Here is a 19420-nt window from a genome sequence, read left to right as displayed (position 1 = left end):
TATGATACTATTAGAACAATTAAAACATTTTCCGGAAACAATTCAGTTTGGTGATGTTATCGCTTATATTGATGAACATTATGAGTTTACTCCTACTGCTTTTCAAAACGGAGACGCAACCAACCAGGCAGGGCAGAATAATGGTTCTTGTAAAGTGTTCAGCTTCGCAAGCATTCAGGATCTGCCGAAAGAAGAGACCTTATGGCTTTTTGGTGAATTCTACAGGGAGGATGTGTTGAAAAACCCTGAAGGAAATGATCATCAGAATATCCGAAACTTTATGAAATTTGGATGGGAAGGAATTACTTTTGACGAAAATGCTTTAAAGGAAAAATAATTTAAAAAAGAGCAAAAATGAATAGGCTAATAGCTTATTTAAAAACACCAATCATTAAACACTAAGGTATGTCATCCAATAAAAATGCTCTGATCCGGTATAAAACATTAGATAAATGTCTTAAAAACAAATACAGGAAATATACGCTGGAAGATCTCATTGATGAATGTTCGGAAGCATTATTTGAATTTGAAGGAAAAGAATCTTATGTAAGTAAACGGACAGTTCAGCTTGACCTTCAGAATATGCGGAGCGAGAAATTCGGATATGAGGCTCCTATTGAAGTCTATGAAAGAAAGTATTACCGTTACAGTGACCCTGATTACAGCATTCATAATATTTCTGTGAATGAAAGTGATCTGAAGGCCATGAACAATGCGGTCCAGATTTTAAAACAGTTCAAGGACTTTTCCATGTTCAAAGAGATGAATGGTGTTATTCAGAAACTGGAAGACTCAATTCATGCAACCAATCAGAAATCAATTATTCACCTGGATAAAAATGAACAGCTGAAAGGACTTGAACATATTGATATCCTATATGAAAGTATTGCCAATAAAAAAGTGCTGAAGATTCTCTACAAAAGCTTTACGGCAAGAGAATCCAATGTATTTACGGTACACCCGCAGCTGTTGAAGGAATTCAACAACCGCTGGTTTCTGATCTGTCTTTATAAACAGAAAATGTATAATCTGGCGTTGGACAGAATGGAAAGTATTGAAACAGATGAAAGTCTTCCCTATATTGATAAAGAGCTTGATGGAGATGAATACTTCAAAGATATTGTAGGAGTTACCGTTTCAGAGTCAATGGATCCGAGAAATGTGATTTTCTGGGTAGATGCAGGAAATGCTCCTTATGTGAAGACCAAACCGCTGCATAAAAGCCAGGAGATTATTAAAGAAGATCATGAAGGGACACTCTTTAAAATTTGTGTTCAGATCAATTTTGAGTTAGAAAGACTGCTGCTTGGGTTTGGGGACAGTTTGATTGTTCATAAGCCCCGAAAATTAAGAGTGAAAATGGAAGAAAAATTCAATGCCGGAATCAAAAACTATCAGAGCCTGACTGTTCCTGATGAGAATTAAATTTCCTGTTCATTTTATCTTGGCTTGGATATTGCATTATTTAAATACACAAAATTATGTTTATGAAATCAAGAATATTTAAAGCATTAATTGCGATCCTGGCACCCATAGCGATAGAATATATTGTTAAAAAAATATCTGAAAAACTTGATAAAAAAGAAGATCAGAAAGAAAAAGAACCAAAGCAGATTACGGCTTAAACGTAAAAGTAGTTAAAATTTGAAATTATTGAAAAGAGACTGTCAGAGTTATGTACAGTCTCTTTTTTTTTTGTTAATGGATATTTTTGTTGAACGCCTAAACCACCCCGTCAAAAATTCTTTGAATTTTCGCCACCCCTCCGGAGGAGGGGAATTGTTATGACTCTCGTTGAGATATTGGTCAGGATTGTACTTTTCCTGCGAGATTTTGACTGGATTCCTACGGAATGACAAACTGTATGGATAAACTAAGCGTTGTAATTGTCATTCCGTAGGAATCTAAACAGTTTTATTATAATTTTAAGATAAAAACTTAAGCGCACTTCTTAAGCATTTAGTAGTATTTCAAACACTTTTGTGACTTTTGTGGATCGATATATCACACAAAATCATAAATCCCATCTTTCCATCCCAAAACTTTAGTAGAATCTGCTTTAAGCCAGTTTTTCAGGATTGTAGCATATACTTTTCTGAAATCTTCTTTGTAAATCAGATCGCCGTCATTCAGGTTCTGTAAATCAGGTAGTGAATTCAATAGTCCTTTCTTTTTAAGGTTTCCGCTGATAAAAAACATTTGATTAGCTGTCCCGTGGTCTGTTCCGTTGCTGGCATTCTGTGCAACACGGCGTCCGAACTCCGAAAATGTCATCAGCAATATATTTTTAAATAGCCCATTACTTTTCATATCAGCAACAAATGATTTTACGGCTTCATTGATGTCGTTGAATAACTTCTTTTGTCTGTCATTCTGATTGACATGCGTATCAAAACTTCCGACAGAAAGATAATAAACCTGTGTGTTGATATCAGATTTTATTAAAGAAGCCACGGTCTTAAAATCTTTCCCTAACTGAGAATTAGGATATATTTGTTCTGTCTTTTTAGCTTTACTTTTTTCAAAAATATAATCAGCATTATTGATAGTTGAGCCTAAAGTCTGATAAAGATAAGACACCGTTTCATCATCGTGATGATGATCGTACAGCGATTTAAAATACTTTTCCTGGCTGGTTTGGTAGAGTCTTTTAGGATCTTTAAAGGCAAAAGCCTTATTATTTTCTCCTTTTAAAGCTAAACTTAGCATATCATCTACTTCAAGTGCCTGAGTAGGGTGATCACAGCGGTAGCACTCTTCATCCAGAAAACGCCCCAGCCAGCCTGTTTCCAGAAACTGATCACTTCTGCTTGCCGACTGCCAGATATCCATACTTCGGAAATGAGATTTGTCCGGGTTGGGATAGCCTACATTATTCATTACAGAAAGTTCTCCATTATCAAAAAGTTCCTTAAAGTAGGAAAGAGACGGATTGATCCCCGCTTCATCAGTCAACGGTATTGAATCCTGAATAGCCAGTGTTTTTCTTTCCCTGAAATAAATATCATTTTTAGCCGGAATAATCGTATTCAGACCGTCATTTCCTCCTGTAAACTGAAGAACGACCAGAATGTTCTGATTGGGATTCAGAGCCTCGTCCAGCGTCATGGCTTTTAAGAAATTGGGCATCAGCATAGAAGCGGTTGCCAATGAACTTATTTTGAGGAATTCTCTTCTTTTGATTAACATAATTTTGTTTTTAGGGTAAAGGAGATAATAGGTGGCAGATGATAGGTTGAAGGTTGTAGAACTGTACTGTATTTTTACTCATATTTGTTTTTTATAAAATTAAATAGCAAATAAAAGGTTGTAAAGCTAAACTGTGCCCGCTATTACTATTACCTGCAACCTAAAACCTTTTATCTAGCTTAACTGGTATTCCGGTGTAGACATCAGGTTGATGACATTCATTTTTATACTCTTATCAGAAAAATTCTTTACAGAGTTCATATCGAGGCTTTGAGTATTCTGGAGAAGATAATCTTCACAGTTTTTATGGGCGAAAAGTTTTTCAATACGACCCCAGTCGATCGTAATATTAGGGTTTTTAAAGCTTTTGTTTAAAGCTGTTTCACGGGATTTCATTCCCATGTCGATATCATCATCCTGTCGCGGACTGTATTCCAAAGGGCGGAGCCCTGACCAAATTTGAGGAATCTGAAGCCTCAGCATCAGGGTAGAACTGTCGATCCAGGCTTTCCCATTCGGCCATCCCGCGACATTAGGCGGATACAGCAGCATCTGTCCCAGTAATTTCTGGTAGACGATGAGGTTTTCAGGGTTCTGAATATGCATAGGAAGAATTCTCATTATACCAGCCATCAGTTCTACAGGTGATTTTATCCGGTTGCCGATATTTTTCTGATCATAGAACCATGAGCTTGAAAATATTTCAGTCATCAGCTTTTTAATATCATATCCTGAATTATAGAAGTTTGTACTCAGTTTGCTGACGATATCCTGATCTGGTTTTTCATTGACGAAGAATTTATAGATCTTAGTTGTTATAAACAGTGCGGTTGCCTTCTGTTCCAAAATGATGTTGAGTACATCGCTTCCGTCAAAGTTGCCCGTTTTACCTAAAAAAGTCTTTGAGCCTTCATCATGGAGGTTTTTCCTTTCTCTGAAATTTCCTTCCTTGTCATAGCTCCATCCTGTAAAAGCTCTGGCGCCTTCTCTTACGTCTTCTTCAGTATAGTTTCCTCTGCCCATCGTAAACAGCTCCATCACCTCACGCGCGAAGTTCTCATTAGGATGATCCTTTTTATTCTGCTGATTATTCAGGAAATTAAGCATAGCCGGCGATTGGCTCACTTCAAAAAGCAGATCTTTGAAATTTCCCAGTGCATTCTTTCGGATGGTATTTAAAAGTTGTTTATTGAATCTCGGATTTATTACTCTTGAAGCAAAATGCCCATGCCAGAAAAACGCCATCTTTTCCCTCATCTGTTCCTTGCTGTTTACAATAGTATTCAGAAAATTGAGATTTAGCTCATTATTTTGTTCCCTGTTGAGTCGCTGCATTTCTTTTTTCTTTTCCGCAGGAGCCGTGCTGTTCATATAATCGGCTGCCGAAACCGGATCAGGCGTGTCATAGGTAATCTCACTGAAGCTGTCCTCGTTCAATAATTCATTCATTAACGTTTTAATGTTTTTATTTTTCAAATCATCAATCTGATGAATGCCAACACCAAAACCAGCCCGCCAAAGAAGATGTTTGTTTTTTAATAATGAATCAGCTATCATGAGGAATTTATTTTTTTGATACGCTTTGAAGAAAAAGGTTAAAATAATAACGGGTTAAGGTTTGTTAATATTGTTGTTAGAGCTGGAAGCTAGAAGATGGTGTCTGGAAGTAATATGCTGCTATATAATAGCTCCCGGCCTTTTTTCTTTAATTCACTTTTTGAGGTCAGTTTTTTGATAATTTTTGTTAAATAAATATTTAAATTTTGTTAAAAATAATATATTGATATTCATTGTTTTATGATTTTTAAGGGTGTTAAAATCAAAGAAAAACCCTTGGTTGGCATGATTTTTACATCCTCTTGTTTAGTAAAATTTAAAAATTAGAGTTATGAAAATGTTTAAACAAGCAATAGTACTGGCTGGTATTTTAACAGCAGGTATAGCAAGCGCCCAAAGTTCACAGATGAATAATATGATCAAAGTAGGTGCAAATGTTGGTTTAGCAGTTCCCGCAGATAATCTTTCCGCTGCAGTAGGAGTGGATGTAGCTTACCAGAACCTGATTACACCAGGATTTGGACTGGGTATCGCATCAGGATATACTCACTACTTTGGAAAAGAGAACAACGGATATAAAAATAATGATGTAGGGGTAGTTCCTGTAGCTGCTTTAATCAGAATTTATCCTAAACAAACCGGTTTCTATTTCGGAACAGACTTAGGATATGGTTTTCTGGTAGGAGACAAAACAGTGGCCTCCAACACCAATGTTGAAAGAGCAAGCGGAGGTTTCTACCTTAAACCGGAGATCGGTTACCACAACAGAGACTGGAATTTCTTCGTACAATACCAAAAGGTTTTTGTAGGAACAAAAGGAGATTTACCGGGTCAGGACTATAATGTGGGGAATATCGGTGTAGGATTCGGTTACAATATTCCATTAGGAAAGTAGTTAGATTTAATATATAAACAATTATTAACCAAAACCTTTTCACGAAAGTGGAAAGGTTTTTTTGTTCTGTGCAGGATTTACAAAAACAATTATTATATTTGGTAAAATTTGAGGTTATGATTCTGAATCCAAAATTTCCACTTTATTTACCAGGAGTAGAGAACAGTAATAATGATAATGTTTCTATCATCGGGGCAAGTCTCCGTGAAGATATAACGATCTTAGGCTATTTCGTTTCCGGGAACGGAGGTCTTGAGATAAAAGTACAAAATAAATATGCAACCAAAGAATACACTTCTTTTTCAGATATTTTAAAGAAGTTTATTCAGGATAACCAATTGCAAAATGTAAAACGTCTGGGAATGGCAGTGCCAGGTCCTGTACTTGACGGAAAAAGCAGTCCTGCAAGATTGGGCTGGAATTTAGATGTTGAAGAATATGCCCGTGATTTTGGGTTTGAAAAAGTAGACATGCTGAATGACCTTGAGGCTTCTGCCTACGGAATGGCTCTTCTTGAAGATAACGACCTTGAAGCTATCTATACAAGCGGACATCTTGAGAAAGGAAATGTAGCGGTTCTTGCTCCCGGAAACGGATTGGGTGAAGCCGGATATTTCTTTGACGGAAAATACCTGAGACCTTTCGCAACAGAAGGAGGACACTCAGAATTTTCACCAAGAACCAATGTAGAGGTTGAATTTTACCAGTTCCTAAACAATATTTACGGTATTGTAAGCTGGGAAAATGTACTTTCAAAGTCAGGGTTATTCAATATCTATAGATTCTTAAGAGATGTAAAAAGACATCCTGAACCGGAATGGTTGGGAGAGCGCCTTGCAAAAGGAAATTTTGTAGAAGAACTTTATAAAGCGGCCATCGAGGAGAATGTATTAATCTGCAAAATCGCTTTAGATACTTTCCTTGAGTTTCTGGCAAGAGAAGCCAACAACTTGACATTAAAGGTAAAAGCTACCGGAGGATTACTGATTGCCGGAGATATTCCTCAGATGGTCAGAGAATATATCGACAAGGCGAAATTCTATGAAAAATTCAAGATCAGTGATAAAATGGAAGGAATGCTTAAAAATATTCCAATCTATCTGGTCAAGCAAAATCATACAGCATTAAATGGTATAGCGCTTTATACAGCTTACTATCAAGTATAAAACAAAGCTCCGAAGAAATTCGGAGTTTTTTTATGAGATGATATTATTCATGAAAATAATAAATTTTATTGATGTACATCAATGAAATCTATTGAATAAGATACCTACCTTTGTGTCATTAAATAAGTAAATAACTCTATTCAATGAAAAAAATATTTTTATTAGCAGTTTTAGCTGGTGGTTTAGCTTTCGGACAGTCAAAAAAAGTAGTAGCATCTGATGTACACTGGTGGGGATACAAAGTGGCAAAATCTGAGGCAAGCTCTCATGATGGTACTGTAAAAGTAAAATCCGGAGATATGGTAATGAAAGGTAACCAATTGGTAGGCGGAAGCTTCGTGTTGGATATGACTTCTATCAGCTCAACTGACCTTACAGGAGAATATCAGCAAAAATTAAACGGACACCTTAAGAATGGTGATTTCTTTGAAGTTGAAAAATTCCCTACTGCAAGCTTCAAAATTACAGGAGTAAAGAAAAATAACGATAAAGTTTACAACTCTCTTGTAACAGGAAACCTTACTGTAAAAGGAAAAACAAGCCCAATTACTTTCCCTGCTAAGATTTCTTACAGCAAAGGAGTAGTAAGTTTGGTATCAAACAAATTCTCTTTCGACAGACAAAAATTTGATGTGGCTTACAAGTCTACAATGCAGGATGTTTTTGTGAAAGATGATATTGATATGCTTGTAAAGGTAACTGCTCAATAAATTAATCAAAAAAAGATTGTTAAAAGTGTAGAAGTTCTACACTTTTTTTTATTTTTGTTGAATTGTAAATAAAAAAGAATGAAAAGATTACTATTGTTTGCTATGGTGTGCGCAAGCATGTCATTTGTTTCTGCCCAAAAGAAATTTGATAAAGTGTCAAAAGTGACTTCATCAGAGATCAGATGGTGGGGGTATAAGGTGGTAAAAACCGAAGAAACTTCCCACTCAGGAACAGTAAAGCTGAAAAGTGGAAAATTTAACTTTGACCATACGGTCCTGGTAGATGGAGAGTTTATTATAGATATGAGAAGCATGATGGCAGGAGATGTTTCTGATGAAGATCAGATCAAACTTACCAACGATCTGAAAAGCTCCAACTTCTTTGAGGTAAAAAAATTCCCTATTGCAAAATTCCATTTGACTAAAATTATTCCTTTAGCAAACAGTGAATACAATTCTACAGTATACGGAGATCTTACCCTTAAAGGAGTAAGAAAAACAATTTCTTTCCCTGCAAATGTATATGTTACTCAGTTTACAACATCTATTGAATCTGCGAAGTTCTCTCTGAACAGAAGAGATTTTAAAGTATTCTACCAGTCTTCACTGAAAGATTATTTCATCAAGAACGAAATGGATATCCAATTCAAGGTTACTACAGAAATGCTGGATAACGAGAATAGAGCTCCAAAGAAGAAAAAATAAGATTAATATACGATCAATATAAAAATGAGCAGTTCATCAGAGCTGCTCTTTTTTTATGCCTTTGTTAAATCAAAGATTTGATCTAATCATTCCCTGTTCCCTGTATTTTTTATAAATTCGTAGTATGAAAATTTATATTGTCAGTGGTCTGGGAGCAGACTTTAAAGTCCTTGAAAGAATAGAGTTTCCCAAACACTATGAATTAATTTTTATAGATTGGCTTATCCCCGAAAAAAATGAGCCATTTGATGCTTATGTTAAGAGAATGGCAGATAAAGTGGATGATTCTGAGCCGTTCTGCCTGTTGGGATATTCTTTCGGAGGAATCATTGTACAGGAGATTAATTTATTGAAGCCTGCGGAGAAAGTAGTTATCCTTGGAAGTATAAAATCCGATAAAGAAAAGTCCAGATTCATAAGGACCGGTGAGGTAACCAAAATTCCGAGAATACTTCCGGTGGGTCTGTTCAACGATAAGGCTGCAAATGTTTACGCTGTTATACGAAAGCTTTTTGATCCTAAAAATCCTAAACTCCTGCAATATTTTAAAGTAAGAGATCCGTATTACCTGAAATGGTCTGTAGAAAAAGTTTCTGAATGGAAGTTTGAAGAAAATCCCAATGTGATTCAGATCTTAGGGGATAAAGACATTGTTTTTCCAATTCGTTATTCCAATCCGGATTATGTAATAAAAGGAGGAACTCATCTTTTTCCAGCAACCAAATCCAAAGAAGTTTCAAAAATATTGAATGAGGTGTTTTGTGAAAAACAGTAAATATTGTTATTAAAATATTTTTTTAAGGGGTGTTTGTTTTAAAAATGTAATTTTTATAGAATTTATGTTTAAATTTGATAGGGTTAAATATAAATTTTATGAAAATAGGATTAAAATGGATCGTTTCGTTCTCAGTGATCACACTCGTTGCCATTGGTGGTTTATTCTGGAATCCGGCTGCTGATATTCCTGATACCGGAGAATTTTTAAGTGAAGATAAAATTGTAGGTGCAGATGTTGCGTGGATCCTGGCTGCAGCAGGGCTTGTCCTGTTGATGACACCCGGGCTGTCTTTCTTTTATGGAGGAATGGTTGGCAGAAAAAACGTGATTTCTACCATGTTACAGAGTTTTATCGCCTTAGGAGTTATTTCTATGGTCTGGGTAGTAGTAGGTTTTTCTTTGTCTTTCGGTGAATCTCTGGGGATTACCATTTCCGGAAAACATTATGGAATCATTGGAAACCCGCTCAGCTATCCCTTTTTTAGCGGAGTAGGAAATCTGCCTCATAAAATGATGGCTCCTACGATACCTTTTATCCTTTTTGCTTTATTTCAGATGAAATTTGCCGTTATTACCCCTGCAATTATTACCGGGTCATTTGCAGAAAGAGTTCGTTTTATCTCTTATTTATTATTCATTGTCCTTTTCAGCATTTTTATTTATACACCGCTTTGCCATATGGTATGGCATCCTGATGGTCTTTTAAACAAATATTTTGGAGTAAAAGACTTTGCAGGGGGAACAGTAGTACATATGAGTGCCGGTTTTGCCGCACTTGCCGGAGCTTTGGTGGTAGGAAACAGAAAAAATCCGCATCATGAACCTTCCAATATTCCCTATGTGCTTCTGGGAACAGGAATGTTATGGTTTGGATGGTTCGGATTTAATGCAGGATCAGCCTTGAGTGCTTCTGCTTCTGCGGCTACAGCATTTGGAACGACTACCATTGCCTCTGCTTCCGCGATGATGACCTGGATCTTTTTTGACAGAATCAATGGCAGAAGTGTTTCTGCTTTGGGAGCCTGTATCGGTGCTGTAGTTGGACTTGTAGCCATCACTCCCGGATGTGGTTTCGTAAGCATTCAGGAAAGTCTTTTTATAGGATTTATTACCGCTATAGTTTCAAATATAATGGTCAATTGGAAAGGATTAAAGAAAATAGATGATACGCTGGATGTTTTTGCCTGCCATGGAGTAGGGGGAATTATGGGAATGATTCTGACCGCTATTTTTGCGCATGGTGAAAAAGCAAGCTTACTGCATGGAGGGTTAGAGGTTTTTCTTCATCATATGGCTGCCTTGGTTTTGGTTTCTGTTTTTACCTTTTTTGGTTCATTCATTTTATATAAACTTACCGATTCAATGATTACCTTAAGAGTTTCCGAAGAGTCTGAAAACAAAGGACTTGATCTGTCTCAGCATGAGGAAAGTTTCAGTTGATAAAAAACAGGAGGCTTTCTCAAAAATGTCATTCTGAATGAAATGAAGAATCTCATGTGTCTTATTACTCATTATTAATAAGATTCTTCCTTCGTCAGAAATCGAAGATTCGACGTAGTCAATGACAAAAAGCAATTCATTGGACTTTTAAGAAAAGTTTCTTGAGTGATATATTAAAATCAAGAAATGATTTATTGAATAGAATGTATCGTTTCAAAGATTTTATTTTTAGAATTTTCAAAGACTTCACCGCCAAATTCTTCATTATCTAAGGAATGAATAGTGACATCGTTTACACCCATAATCCCGAAAATATGTTTCAGATAAGTTGTTTGAAAATTGATGTGTCCGTTCTTTTCATTTTCTCCATATCCGGTATCACCGCGGGTTGAGAGAATAAAGAGCTTTTTGTTTTCAAGAAGTCCCACATAATCTCCGTCCGGAACTCCGGATCTGAATTTCCAGGTTTCATTGATCCTCATTACCTGGTCAATATAAGCTTTTAAGCCGCTTGGAATAGACCAGTTGTACATTGGGGTTCCGATAACATAGATATCATGTTCTTTGAGTTCTTTGACCAGTTCATCACTCAGTTGTAAAGGTTTTTGGTTTTCTTCAGTTTTGTCTGCCGGTTTTTTAAATGCTCCCGCGATCCAAAATTCATCAATATTGGGAATAATGTCAATTCCGGCCTCCCGCCAGGTAAATGTATCCTGAGGGTATTTGGTCTTCCAGTTTTCAACAAAGAGCCTGGTCAGTTTTCTGCTGTAAGATCTTTCGTTTCGTACACTTGCATTGATAATCAGTATTTTCATTTGCTATAATTTATAACAGCAAAATTCCTGATTATTTATACCAAAGAAATTGATCTAGTTCAAGAGGATTTATTTTTTTTCCGGATTCTGCTTATAAATTCGGCAGATACTCCCAGATAAGAAGCGATAAGGTATTGGGGAACTCTGGATGCAATATTGGGATAAGTTTCCAGGAAATCATAATACTTTTGTTCAGCTTTGTGCATATGGTTAAATACCACTCTTTTCTCGAGTGTTCCGAGGTAGCCTTCCAAAATAATCCTGAAGTATTTTTCTAAAGAGGGAATTTCCTTCAGCATTTTTTGAAAAGACGGATGGCTGATCTGTAAAAGGCGGGTTTTTTCAACAGCCTGGATATTGTAAATAGAAGGTTTTTGTTTTGAAAAACTGGCGATATCTGTCGCCCACCAATGATCAATGGCTAAAAAAAGAATTTCTTCATTTCCATTATCAGCATTGATACAGAAAGCTTTTAATACGCCCGAAACAATATAACTGTCATGACGGCAGATTTCCCCGTTTCGTAACAGAAAATCACCTTTTTCCAATGTTTTTTCTGTCCAGAAGTTTTTGCAGGCTGCAATTTCTTCCGGAGTTAATGGGATATGTTGCAGGATACTCTTAATTAATGTTTCCATTTAAAAAAATAATTAAAAAGAACAATATAATGATAGATCTGATTGACATTCATACAATCAGCTCATTTACAAAAATACTTATTTTATGGGCTGCCAAAACCAAATAAATCTAGGATTTTGCTATGCTTTTATTAGGATTTATCATGTATCTTTGTTTTTGAGGAAAATGACGAATCATTTATGGAATCAATATCGGTTTTTGAAATTATTAAAGTAGGAATAGGTCCGTCCAGTTCGCATACGATGGGACCTTGGAATGCAGCAGCTGCATTTATCAGGATTATTAAAAGAGAAAGATCAATCGAAGAAGTTAAAGAGGTTTTTCTTGAATTTTTTGGCTCACTCGCAAAAACGGGGATTGGGCACGGAACTGATATTGCAGGAATGCTTGGTCTGAATGGGGAAGATTTTAAGACGATCAATACTTCAAAAATTGATGAGAAAATAGAGTATATCAAAAGTACTCAAACCATTAATCTGGGAGGGGAGAAGGTGATTCCATTTATTTATGGGCATCATTTGATTTTAAATATGAAAAAGAGCCTTGATTTTCACCCGAACGGAATGATCTTCAGAGCTGTTTTTGAAGACGGAACTGAGCTTGTGCAGGATTTTTATTCTGTAGGAGGTGGTTTTATTGCCAGCCAGGAAAAAAACTCTATTCAGAAACAATGTGTACGTACACTGTATCCTTGTCATAAAGCTTCCGATATTGCAAAGTATTGTGAGAAACTTGGGCTTAATAAGATTTCAGATTTGATTTTAATGAATGAGGAAAGCTGGAGGACTCAGGAAGAAACGAGACAGGAAGCGCTTTACATCTGGCAGCAGATTAAAGAATGTATTTATAAAGGGGTCAATAAAGAAGGAATTCTTCCTGGCGGACTGAATGTTTCCAGAAGAGCTGCTGGAATCAACAGAAAACTGTTAGGAGATAAAATCTATAAAAATAAGGACGAATGGTTCCAGCAGGTGGTAGATGCTGAAGAAAACTTTACGAATATCAACAAATGGATCGCCTGTTTTGCACTGGCAGTGAATGAAGAGAATGCAAGTTTCGGAAGAATTATCACCGCACCTACCAATGGAGCGAGTGGAGTAATTCCGGCAGTATTGATGTACGCTCAGGCATTTACACCATTTACCAGTGAAGATGACATTGTAAGATTCTTGCTTGTGGCAGGAGAAATAGGAACGTTATTCAAGAAAAATGCAACCATTTCTGCAGCGATGGGAGGATGTCAGGCCGAAATTGGGGTTTCTTCTGCAATGGCAGCAGCCGGGCTTACAGAAATTCTGGGTGGAAGTGTCGGACAGGTATTGATGGCGGCAGAGATTGCAATGGAACATCACCTTGGATTAACCTGTGACCCAATCAAAGGACTGGTACAGATTCCGTGTATTGAAAGAAATACAATGGGAGCGATGAAAGCCATTACCGCAGCGAATATTGCCTTGGAAAGTGATCCTACCAAAGCAAAAGTAACATTGGATGAGGTGATCCAGACGATGTGGGAAACCGCTCAGTCCATGAGTGACCGCTTTAAAGAAACTTCAGAAGGTGGATTAGCTATTGCGGTAAACGTTCCGGAATGTTAATAGAAATAAAGCTGTTTTAACAATATAAAACCCTTAGACATTACTGACTAAGGGTTTCTTAATAAAATAAAAGTAAAAACCGTTGGGCTTTTAGTATCGTATAAAGAGATTTTATCTTAGAATTCCTCTGATCCTGTTGGCATTGGTGATCAGTTCTTCAAGGTATTCATAATTCTCTTTTTCAAGGGCAGATTTGAATTTTCTAAGCTGGGAGATATGTTCATTCAGAACGTCCAGCACATTTTCTTTGTTTTGCTTAAAGATAGGAACCCACATTTCAGGATGCGATTTGGCAAGACGTACCGTACTTGAAAAACCGGAACTGGCAAGCTGGAAAATTGTTTCCTCCTCACGTTCCTTTTCCAATATGGTATTGGCAAGAGCGTAAGAGGTAATATGGGAAATATGGGAAATATAAGCGGTATGAACGTCGTGATCTTTTGCATCCATGTAAATCATGTGCATGTCAAGGGCATTGACCACCTTTTCAACGGTACTCAATGCATCGTCAGCCGATTCTTCTTTGTTGCATATTACGCCTGCTTTCCCGGAGAAACTTTCTGCAATAGCAGATTTCGGACCATTGTTTTCTGTTCCCCACATCGGGTGAAATGCCACAAACCTTGAACGTTTCGGATGGTCTTTTACAGCATTTATTATTCCAGCTTTGGTAGAGCCTGCATCCATTACCGTCTGCTGATCAGACACAAGGTCAAGAACAGAAGGCAGCAATTTTCTGGCAGCATCTACAGGAATGGCAAGAATAATCAGATCCGAATTTTTAATCCCATGCTCCAGATCTACACCGGCATCAATTATTTTCAGATCTAATGCGTCACTGATATGCTGTGTATTGTTATCGATTCCGTAGATGAAGCTGGCCAGGTTTTTCTCTCTTAATTTCAAAGCCATCGAACCTCCAATCAATCCTACTCCAATAATACTTATTTTCATCTTTTTACATTTTTTAAAATAAAAAAACCTCGTCCCTAGGACGAGGTTTTAAATTATATTCATAAGAATCCCTATCCCAGAGCTGAGGTAAAAATTCTATAATAATATGTTCCGTTGTTAAAATTCACAAGGCAAAGGTAAAAATATTTTTCAAATGAAACGAAATTTCTTTTCTAAATTATATATAGACGGTATTAATTGGTGTTCTTTTTTAACATTTTCCCATTCCTTTTTGTTCCTTTCTTTACAACTCCAAAAGACGAAGGATAATATTAAAGGGATTAAAAAGTTTTTCATCATTTGGTTTTAGTTATTGTTTTTCTAATTCCTGCCAATCTTTGTTTATAAATCTCTTACTTTTTATAAAATATTTTTTATTCTCATTTTTTAAGTAAAAATCATCGATATCATCTTGATCACATTTTCCTTTTGCATGTAAAATATTATCCTCCTTAATTAAACGATATTCTCCTTCACACCAATAATCTTCCACATTTTCTGCACTAATACTTAAAATTGCTTTCTGGTTTGATTCTACTGTTATTGAATAAAATACATTTGTTTCATTATTGTCAAATTGACTAATGGCTTTTGTTGAAATTTTATAAGAACCTATCCAATTGTTATTGTTGATTGTAACTTCTGTATTTTTAATTCTTTGATTGTCATCTGTATTGCTATCAATATTTCTTATTTCAGTTTCTTTTTCTGCTATTTTCTCTTCCTGCTTACCTGAACATGAAAAGAATACAAATGATAATAGAATTAAAAAGGATTTCATCAATGCGTGTTTATATAATTGTTTAAAAAGAACTATGCTTTCTGCATAGTTATAAATTTTAAAGAGATAATATAGAGATTGAAAATTTATTATTGCTAATAATAGACTTTATTGTTACTTAATTCTGTTTCTAATGACTCATCTAAATAAGTAATAGAGTCAAATTTGGTTATTGTACCGTCTTGATTAATTTTACTCGTTGAATAAGATATTATATCAAGAGATTGATTAGGAGAAGAAAAATATGAAACTTGCCATATTTTTTTATTTTTTAAGTCTAAATATGATAGGCAAGTATAGCGATCAGATTTATATCTTACATCATTAACTTTTCTATAAAATTGAATAGAGTCTATTTTTTTTGTATTTCTTAAAGTGTATAATACTAATTTATAATTCTTTTCATTAGAAATACTTTTATTTAGTATTATTGATAGCGATTCTTCTTTTGATACTTCTGTATTATGAATATTCGAATAATTTTTTTCATATATAGAGTTTTGGTTTTTTAAAATAGAATATCCTTTAGAACTAGTTAACAATTCAAAATATTTCTTTTCTGAAATTTTTTTATCTCCTAAAAAAAAATCTATATTTTTTTCTCTTATGTAAGTTTTATTATCCTTACAACAAATACTAAGAGTTATAAAAATTAGAAAAAACGAGAAAGTATAAATAGTCTTACTCATGGTTAATAACAGAAATTAAATTTGATTAATTTACATGAACCTTTCTTCCATTGGATCCATTTTGTGACATTCTTATATTCTTCTATATAATCACAATCAGCTTTGGGGATTGATTTTATTTGCATTGAATCACCTTTTATTTTTAGTGATTTATACCAGTATAATTGTTCTTCTTTTGATGTGTTTGAAATCTCCGGAGTTAATTGTATAAAAGCTGTTTTAATATAATTTTCCCATGAATTAAAAGCATAATCATTGTTTTTCTTTTCAATCAACTTTTTTTGTTTATTGATGTAAATGATGAGAAAATCCTTATCTGATCCTGGTTCTTCAGCATCGAAACTAAATATTCTATGTTCACTATCAGGAATTATTTCCCGGGCAATTACAACTTTAGGAAGCTTAACGTCATATACGTTTTCATCATCATTATTAACAAGTATTTTACCATAAGGAGTTTTATCCATATTGAAGATTTCTGTATTTTTATTGATTGATAAATTTATGACTCCGCTTCCCCTCAGATTATTTTCAGTATAAAATGTAGTTCCATTATATTCTGTAGTTTGCATTGCCAAAGAATCAATTGTACATTCATTATTCTTATTAGGCAACTCTTTTTTTATAATTGTTGTAGAGTCTTTTGAATGGTTAGCCAAAGTGGGTGCAACTGTATCTTTATTTTGCTTTTTGCAAGATACAAGCACCATAGAATATATTAATGCAGTATAAAATATTTTCATTGATTTTATATTTATTCTTTTATTTCTTTATATTTTGGGTTATATCCTTCCCTGCGGATATGAAGATGGTGATTATGATCTGCTAGATGGGTTGAGTTTTTTAATATAAATTTCTTTTTATTAACTACAATATTATAGCTGTAAAATTTTGAATAGCCAAAATTAACAAGAGCATCAATAAATTTTTCTTCCCTCGCAATATCAAAAGCCTCAGATTCTGTATCTATATGAATATTGTTGCTTGTTTTATCTTTCCTTAAATATCTGAAGTCGAATGATACTCCGTTGACATGAGTTACACTAGGAGCCCCAGTTCCATCAACAGATGTAGATCCATTGAACATGAAGTCAGTATAACCACATTCCGCTACAGCACCCAGCATAGAGGCAAATGCTTTTGGGTTAATATATTCTCGGTCAGTATTATCACCAATCTTAATCAGAATACCACTTTTATTATAATTAATAGGTAGAGGTACCTTAATCAGTTCAACCTGTCCACTGTCTTTCTGATAATATCTCGTTTTTTTGCCTACTGTCCTTTTTTCCCAGCCTTTTCCGCCGTTTACTTTAGAACCTACAACCCATTTTTGAGCCATTACTACTTTAACGGTACATATTTCATGATTTTTATTATTTTTGTCACAATAAATATATTTATATTTTTCTTCATATCCTTCCTTAATGTTTTTAGGAATATGCTTCTCGATACTTCCATTTGCATAGATATAGAAAGTAACTATATCTTTAGCATTTACAGGGGCATTACTTTTTTCATGAAATCTATCATACATGAAAAACCCTGTTTTTAATAATTTATAATTGCTTTGCCGGGTTCCCCAGCCATTTGGCATTTTAGTTTTTGTATTTCTACCATTCAACAAAACCGATATCAATTCTAAATACTTATCACCAAATATAGCTAATTCATTAAGTGATTTACCTAATGTTTCTTTCCCCCATTTTGTGATTGCTGCCGAATCAGGATCTGAAGTCATTCTTTTATTAATACTCCAAATCCAAGCTCCACTATCAATACAATAATCTACATTGTTGGCAACAATGCTAGGATTTTTTACAATATTTTGATCATTTTTATAATCAGCATAATCTTTATAAGGTCCTGGCTTATTAAATAAAGTTGTTAAATCTTTCTCATCAGTTCTGATACCGGTTAGCTGCAATAATCCGCGACCTTTATAAATACTTTGACTTGATAAGAAATCACTTTTGGTTTCTTCTGACAGAGCGAAGGTACCCGTTTCTTCACAAGCTTGAGCAAGGAAATGTATTTTTTGAATACACGTATTAATATTATATTTTTTAAATGCTGAGTTTAATGCTTTTGTAAGCGTAGCAAAAGATTTGTCACTGATATTACAAGGAGCTCTTTTACCTCCTTTTAATGCTTGTCCTTCCCAAATTGTTTCAGTTCCTTTTAGTAACTTAACAAGTTGTTTTACATCTTTTTCTTCAAAATCTCTATTACAGAAACATTCTCCTGTTGTTTTATTTTTCGGCTGTTTCTGTACCCCCGCCGCACTCTTCACCTTTTCCACTTCCATCAGGCCTTCCGAATTTACCCCAAATTTCTGAGATTCTGCGGAAAGATCTTTGGAGATAATTTCTATAAAATAATTTTGTGTATCGGAGTCCGGATCGCCAATAGGGGAGTCTATTCCTTTTTCAAAAATAGCTTTTGTAATGATAAATCCTGAAGTGTCATAGATATCCGCTGTAATTTTAATATTTCCACTTCTAAACACTTCATCATTGGAAGCGGTGTCATATTCCCAGACTACATACTGGATATGTTTTTCCACCATATTTTTGGAGTGGATTCTTATTCTTACTTTATCTCCTACAGCTACTTTGGAAAGCTCTTTTCCTGTATCATCAATGAAAACAGCTTCTATAATATTACCTTTAGGAGCAGGTTGTTTGGGACTACCTCCTTGTTGTGGAGGAAATTTTTGGGTGTGTGTACCGGGTTGAGGCTTAGGTTTGGGCTGGTTTTGGGGTTGTCCTTTATAATCAGGATTGGCTACATCTACATTCACCTGACTGGCTCCCTGGATTTTTCCTGAATAAGTGGCTGTAACATAATACTCATGATTGGCTCCTTCGTTTTTATCACCTTTCATCATAAACTGATTGGCTACCTGACGAAGAATTTTTTCATCAGACATCAGAGGAATTGGTACTTCCGCAATCCCTTTTTCATTGACAAGAGCCTTGTAACTTCTTGTGTGACGGTTGTTTTTATTAATGTTAGAATCGTGGCCTTTGCCCGGAGCATCATCTTCCCAAAGGTGAAATTCTATTTCCTTATTGAACATTGCAATGCAGTGAGCCTGCGCAATAAGAGTATCACGATAGCTGGCTTTATTAACATCTTTTCCTCCTCTGTTGAAAAGGATTACTTTATCTATTTTTGAAACCTTATCACTGGTAGGAATCAGTATAAAAGTGGCAGCCAATTCTTTGGTAGCGGGAAGTCCCGGGAAAATACCTTTTTTAGTTTCGTAGACTTTCATTTGAAATTCTATTCCCAGACCTATTTCTCCAAATCTATAGGTTACTTTTTCACCACTTTTGGGTTTTCCGGTGATATCTTTCCAGATTCCGTTTTTCTGTTTCTTGTATAGATACCATTCATACTCGCCTTTCAACCCGAATGAGAGGCCGGAAGGTTTTACTTCGTAGGTGTAGGTTTTTCCTATCAGAGGATTCTGATTCCCAATAATATTTCCTGTCATGGC

At 35.2% G+C, this 19420-nt stretch carries 19 protein-coding genes; 10 read left to right on the top strand and 9 right to left on the bottom strand.

The annotated features are described in order from the left end of the window. Window position 1: 1 nt before the first annotated feature. The 3 genes from FW781_RS15145 to FW781_RS22475 all read left to right on the top strand — a co-directional run bounded on the left by FW781_RS15145 (window position 2) and on the right by FW781_RS22475 (window position 1625). The gene (locus tag FW781_RS15145) at window positions 2-337 is read left to right on the top strand and encodes a HopJ type III effector protein (RefSeq protein ID WP_172625731.1); all 336 of its coding nucleotides are present in this window, start codon (window positions 2-4) and stop codon (window positions 335-337) included. Window positions 338-405: 68 nt separating this feature from the next. Continuing rightward, window positions 406-1425 (top strand): helix-turn-helix transcriptional regulator, encoded by a 1020-nt coding sequence (locus FW781_RS15140; protein ID WP_149388192.1) that lies wholly within the window; start codon window positions 406-408, stop codon window positions 1423-1425. Window positions 1426-1487: 62 nt separating this feature from the next. Further along, window positions 1488-1625 carry a hypothetical protein gene (locus tag FW781_RS22475; RefSeq protein WP_164723343.1) on the top strand — a complete coding sequence of 46 codons (138 nt, stop codon included), beginning with the start codon at window positions 1488-1490 and terminating at the stop codon, window positions 1623-1625. 379 nt (window positions 1626-2004) lie between these two features. Here FW781_RS22475 and FW781_RS15135 read toward each other — a convergent pair whose 3' ends face one another. Then, entirely contained in the window at window positions 2005-3189 is a 1185-nt protein-coding gene (locus FW781_RS15135; RefSeq protein ID WP_149388191.1) for a DUF1501 domain-containing protein, read from the bottom strand. Between the two features lie 174 nt (window positions 3190-3363). Continuing rightward, window positions 3364-4746: a DUF1800 domain-containing protein gene (locus FW781_RS15130; protein WP_149388190.1), complete on the bottom strand. Its 1383-nt coding sequence runs from the start codon at window positions 4744-4746 to the stop codon at window positions 3364-3366. Window positions 4747-5077: 331 nt separating this feature from the next. Between FW781_RS15130 and FW781_RS15125 the strand changes: the two genes are divergently transcribed. The 6 genes from FW781_RS15125 to FW781_RS15100 all read left to right on the top strand — a co-directional run bounded on the left by FW781_RS15125 (window position 5078) and on the right by FW781_RS15100 (window position 10439). After that, window positions 5078-5641 (top strand): membrane protein, encoded by a 564-nt coding sequence (locus FW781_RS15125; RefSeq protein WP_047377098.1) that lies wholly within the window; start codon window positions 5078-5080, stop codon window positions 5639-5641. Between the two features lie 116 nt (window positions 5642-5757). Continuing rightward, on the top strand, window positions 5758-6807 hold the full coding sequence (locus FW781_RS15120) for a glucokinase (RefSeq protein ID WP_149388189.1): 1050 nt from the start codon (window positions 5758-5760) through the stop codon (window positions 6805-6807). A 143-nt stretch (window positions 6808-6950) separates the two neighbouring features. Further along, on the top strand, window positions 6951-7517 hold the full coding sequence (locus FW781_RS15115; RefSeq protein ID WP_149388188.1) for a YceI family protein: 567 nt from the start codon (window positions 6951-6953) through the stop codon (window positions 7515-7517). A 78-nt stretch (window positions 7518-7595) separates the two neighbouring features. Beyond that, window positions 7596-8222: a YceI family protein gene (locus FW781_RS15110; protein WP_149388187.1), complete on the top strand. Its 627-nt coding sequence runs from the start codon at window positions 7596-7598 to the stop codon at window positions 8220-8222. A gap of 124 nt (window positions 8223-8346) precedes the next feature. Next, window positions 8347-8997: an alpha/beta hydrolase gene (locus tag FW781_RS15105; RefSeq protein ID WP_149388186.1), complete on the top strand. Its 651-nt coding sequence runs from the start codon at window positions 8347-8349 to the stop codon at window positions 8995-8997. 98 nt (window positions 8998-9095) lie between these two features. After that, the gene (locus FW781_RS15100; protein WP_149388185.1) at window positions 9096-10439 is read left to right on the top strand and encodes an ammonium transporter; all 1344 of its coding nucleotides are present in this window, start codon (window positions 9096-9098) and stop codon (window positions 10437-10439) included. A 191-nt stretch (window positions 10440-10630) separates the two neighbouring features. On the opposite strand, the gene FW781_RS15095 is transcribed toward FW781_RS15100, so the two are convergent. Together FW781_RS15095 and FW781_RS15090 are read right to left on the bottom strand one after the other, a co-directional pair. Continuing rightward, window positions 10631-11254: an FMN-dependent NADH-azoreductase gene (locus FW781_RS15095; RefSeq protein WP_149388184.1), complete on the bottom strand. Its 624-nt coding sequence runs from the start codon at window positions 11252-11254 to the stop codon at window positions 10631-10633. A 59-nt stretch (window positions 11255-11313) separates the two neighbouring features. Then, entirely contained in the window at window positions 11314-11892 is a 579-nt protein-coding gene (locus tag FW781_RS15090) for a Crp/Fnr family transcriptional regulator (RefSeq protein WP_149388183.1), read from the bottom strand. 180 nt (window positions 11893-12072) lie between these two features. On the opposite strand from FW781_RS15090, the gene FW781_RS15085 reads away from it, so the two are divergent. Next, window positions 12073-13491, top strand: a complete 1419-nt coding sequence (locus FW781_RS15085) for an L-serine ammonia-lyase (RefSeq protein WP_149388182.1) — start codon at window positions 12073-12075, stop codon at window positions 13489-13491. Window positions 13492-13602: 111 nt separating this feature from the next. Here FW781_RS15085 and FW781_RS15080 read toward each other — a convergent pair whose 3' ends face one another. The 5 genes from FW781_RS15080 to FW781_RS15060 all read right to left on the bottom strand — a co-directional run bounded on the left by FW781_RS15080 (window position 13603) and on the right by FW781_RS15060 (window position 19417). Then, the gene (locus tag FW781_RS15080; protein WP_149388181.1) at window positions 13603-14445 is read right to left on the bottom strand and encodes a prephenate dehydrogenase; all 843 of its coding nucleotides are present in this window, start codon (window positions 14443-14445) and stop codon (window positions 13603-13605) included. Between the two features lie 310 nt (window positions 14446-14755). Further along, window positions 14756-15226: a hypothetical protein gene (locus tag FW781_RS15075; protein WP_149388180.1), complete on the bottom strand. Its 471-nt coding sequence runs from the start codon at window positions 15224-15226 to the stop codon at window positions 14756-14758. 95 nt (window positions 15227-15321) lie between these two features. Further along, window positions 15322-15915: a hypothetical protein gene (locus FW781_RS15070; RefSeq protein WP_149388179.1), complete on the bottom strand. Its 594-nt coding sequence runs from the start codon at window positions 15913-15915 to the stop codon at window positions 15322-15324. Window positions 15916-15917: 2 nt separating this feature from the next. Further along, entirely contained in the window at window positions 15918-16658 is a 741-nt protein-coding gene (locus tag FW781_RS15065; protein WP_149388178.1) for a hypothetical protein, read from the bottom strand. 11 nt (window positions 16659-16669) lie between these two features. Then, entirely contained in the window at window positions 16670-19417 is a 2748-nt protein-coding gene (locus FW781_RS15060) for a hypothetical protein (protein ID WP_149388177.1), read from the bottom strand. Window positions 19418-19420: the final 3 nt, after the last annotated feature.

The organism is Chryseobacterium panacisoli (assembly GCF_008274625.1).
Lineage (GTDB): Bacteria > Bacteroidota > Bacteroidia > Flavobacteriales > Weeksellaceae > Chryseobacterium > Chryseobacterium panacisoli.
The sequence above is the reverse complement of the archived record's forward strand: the minus strand, read 5'-3'. Positions and strand labels throughout refer to the sequence as shown.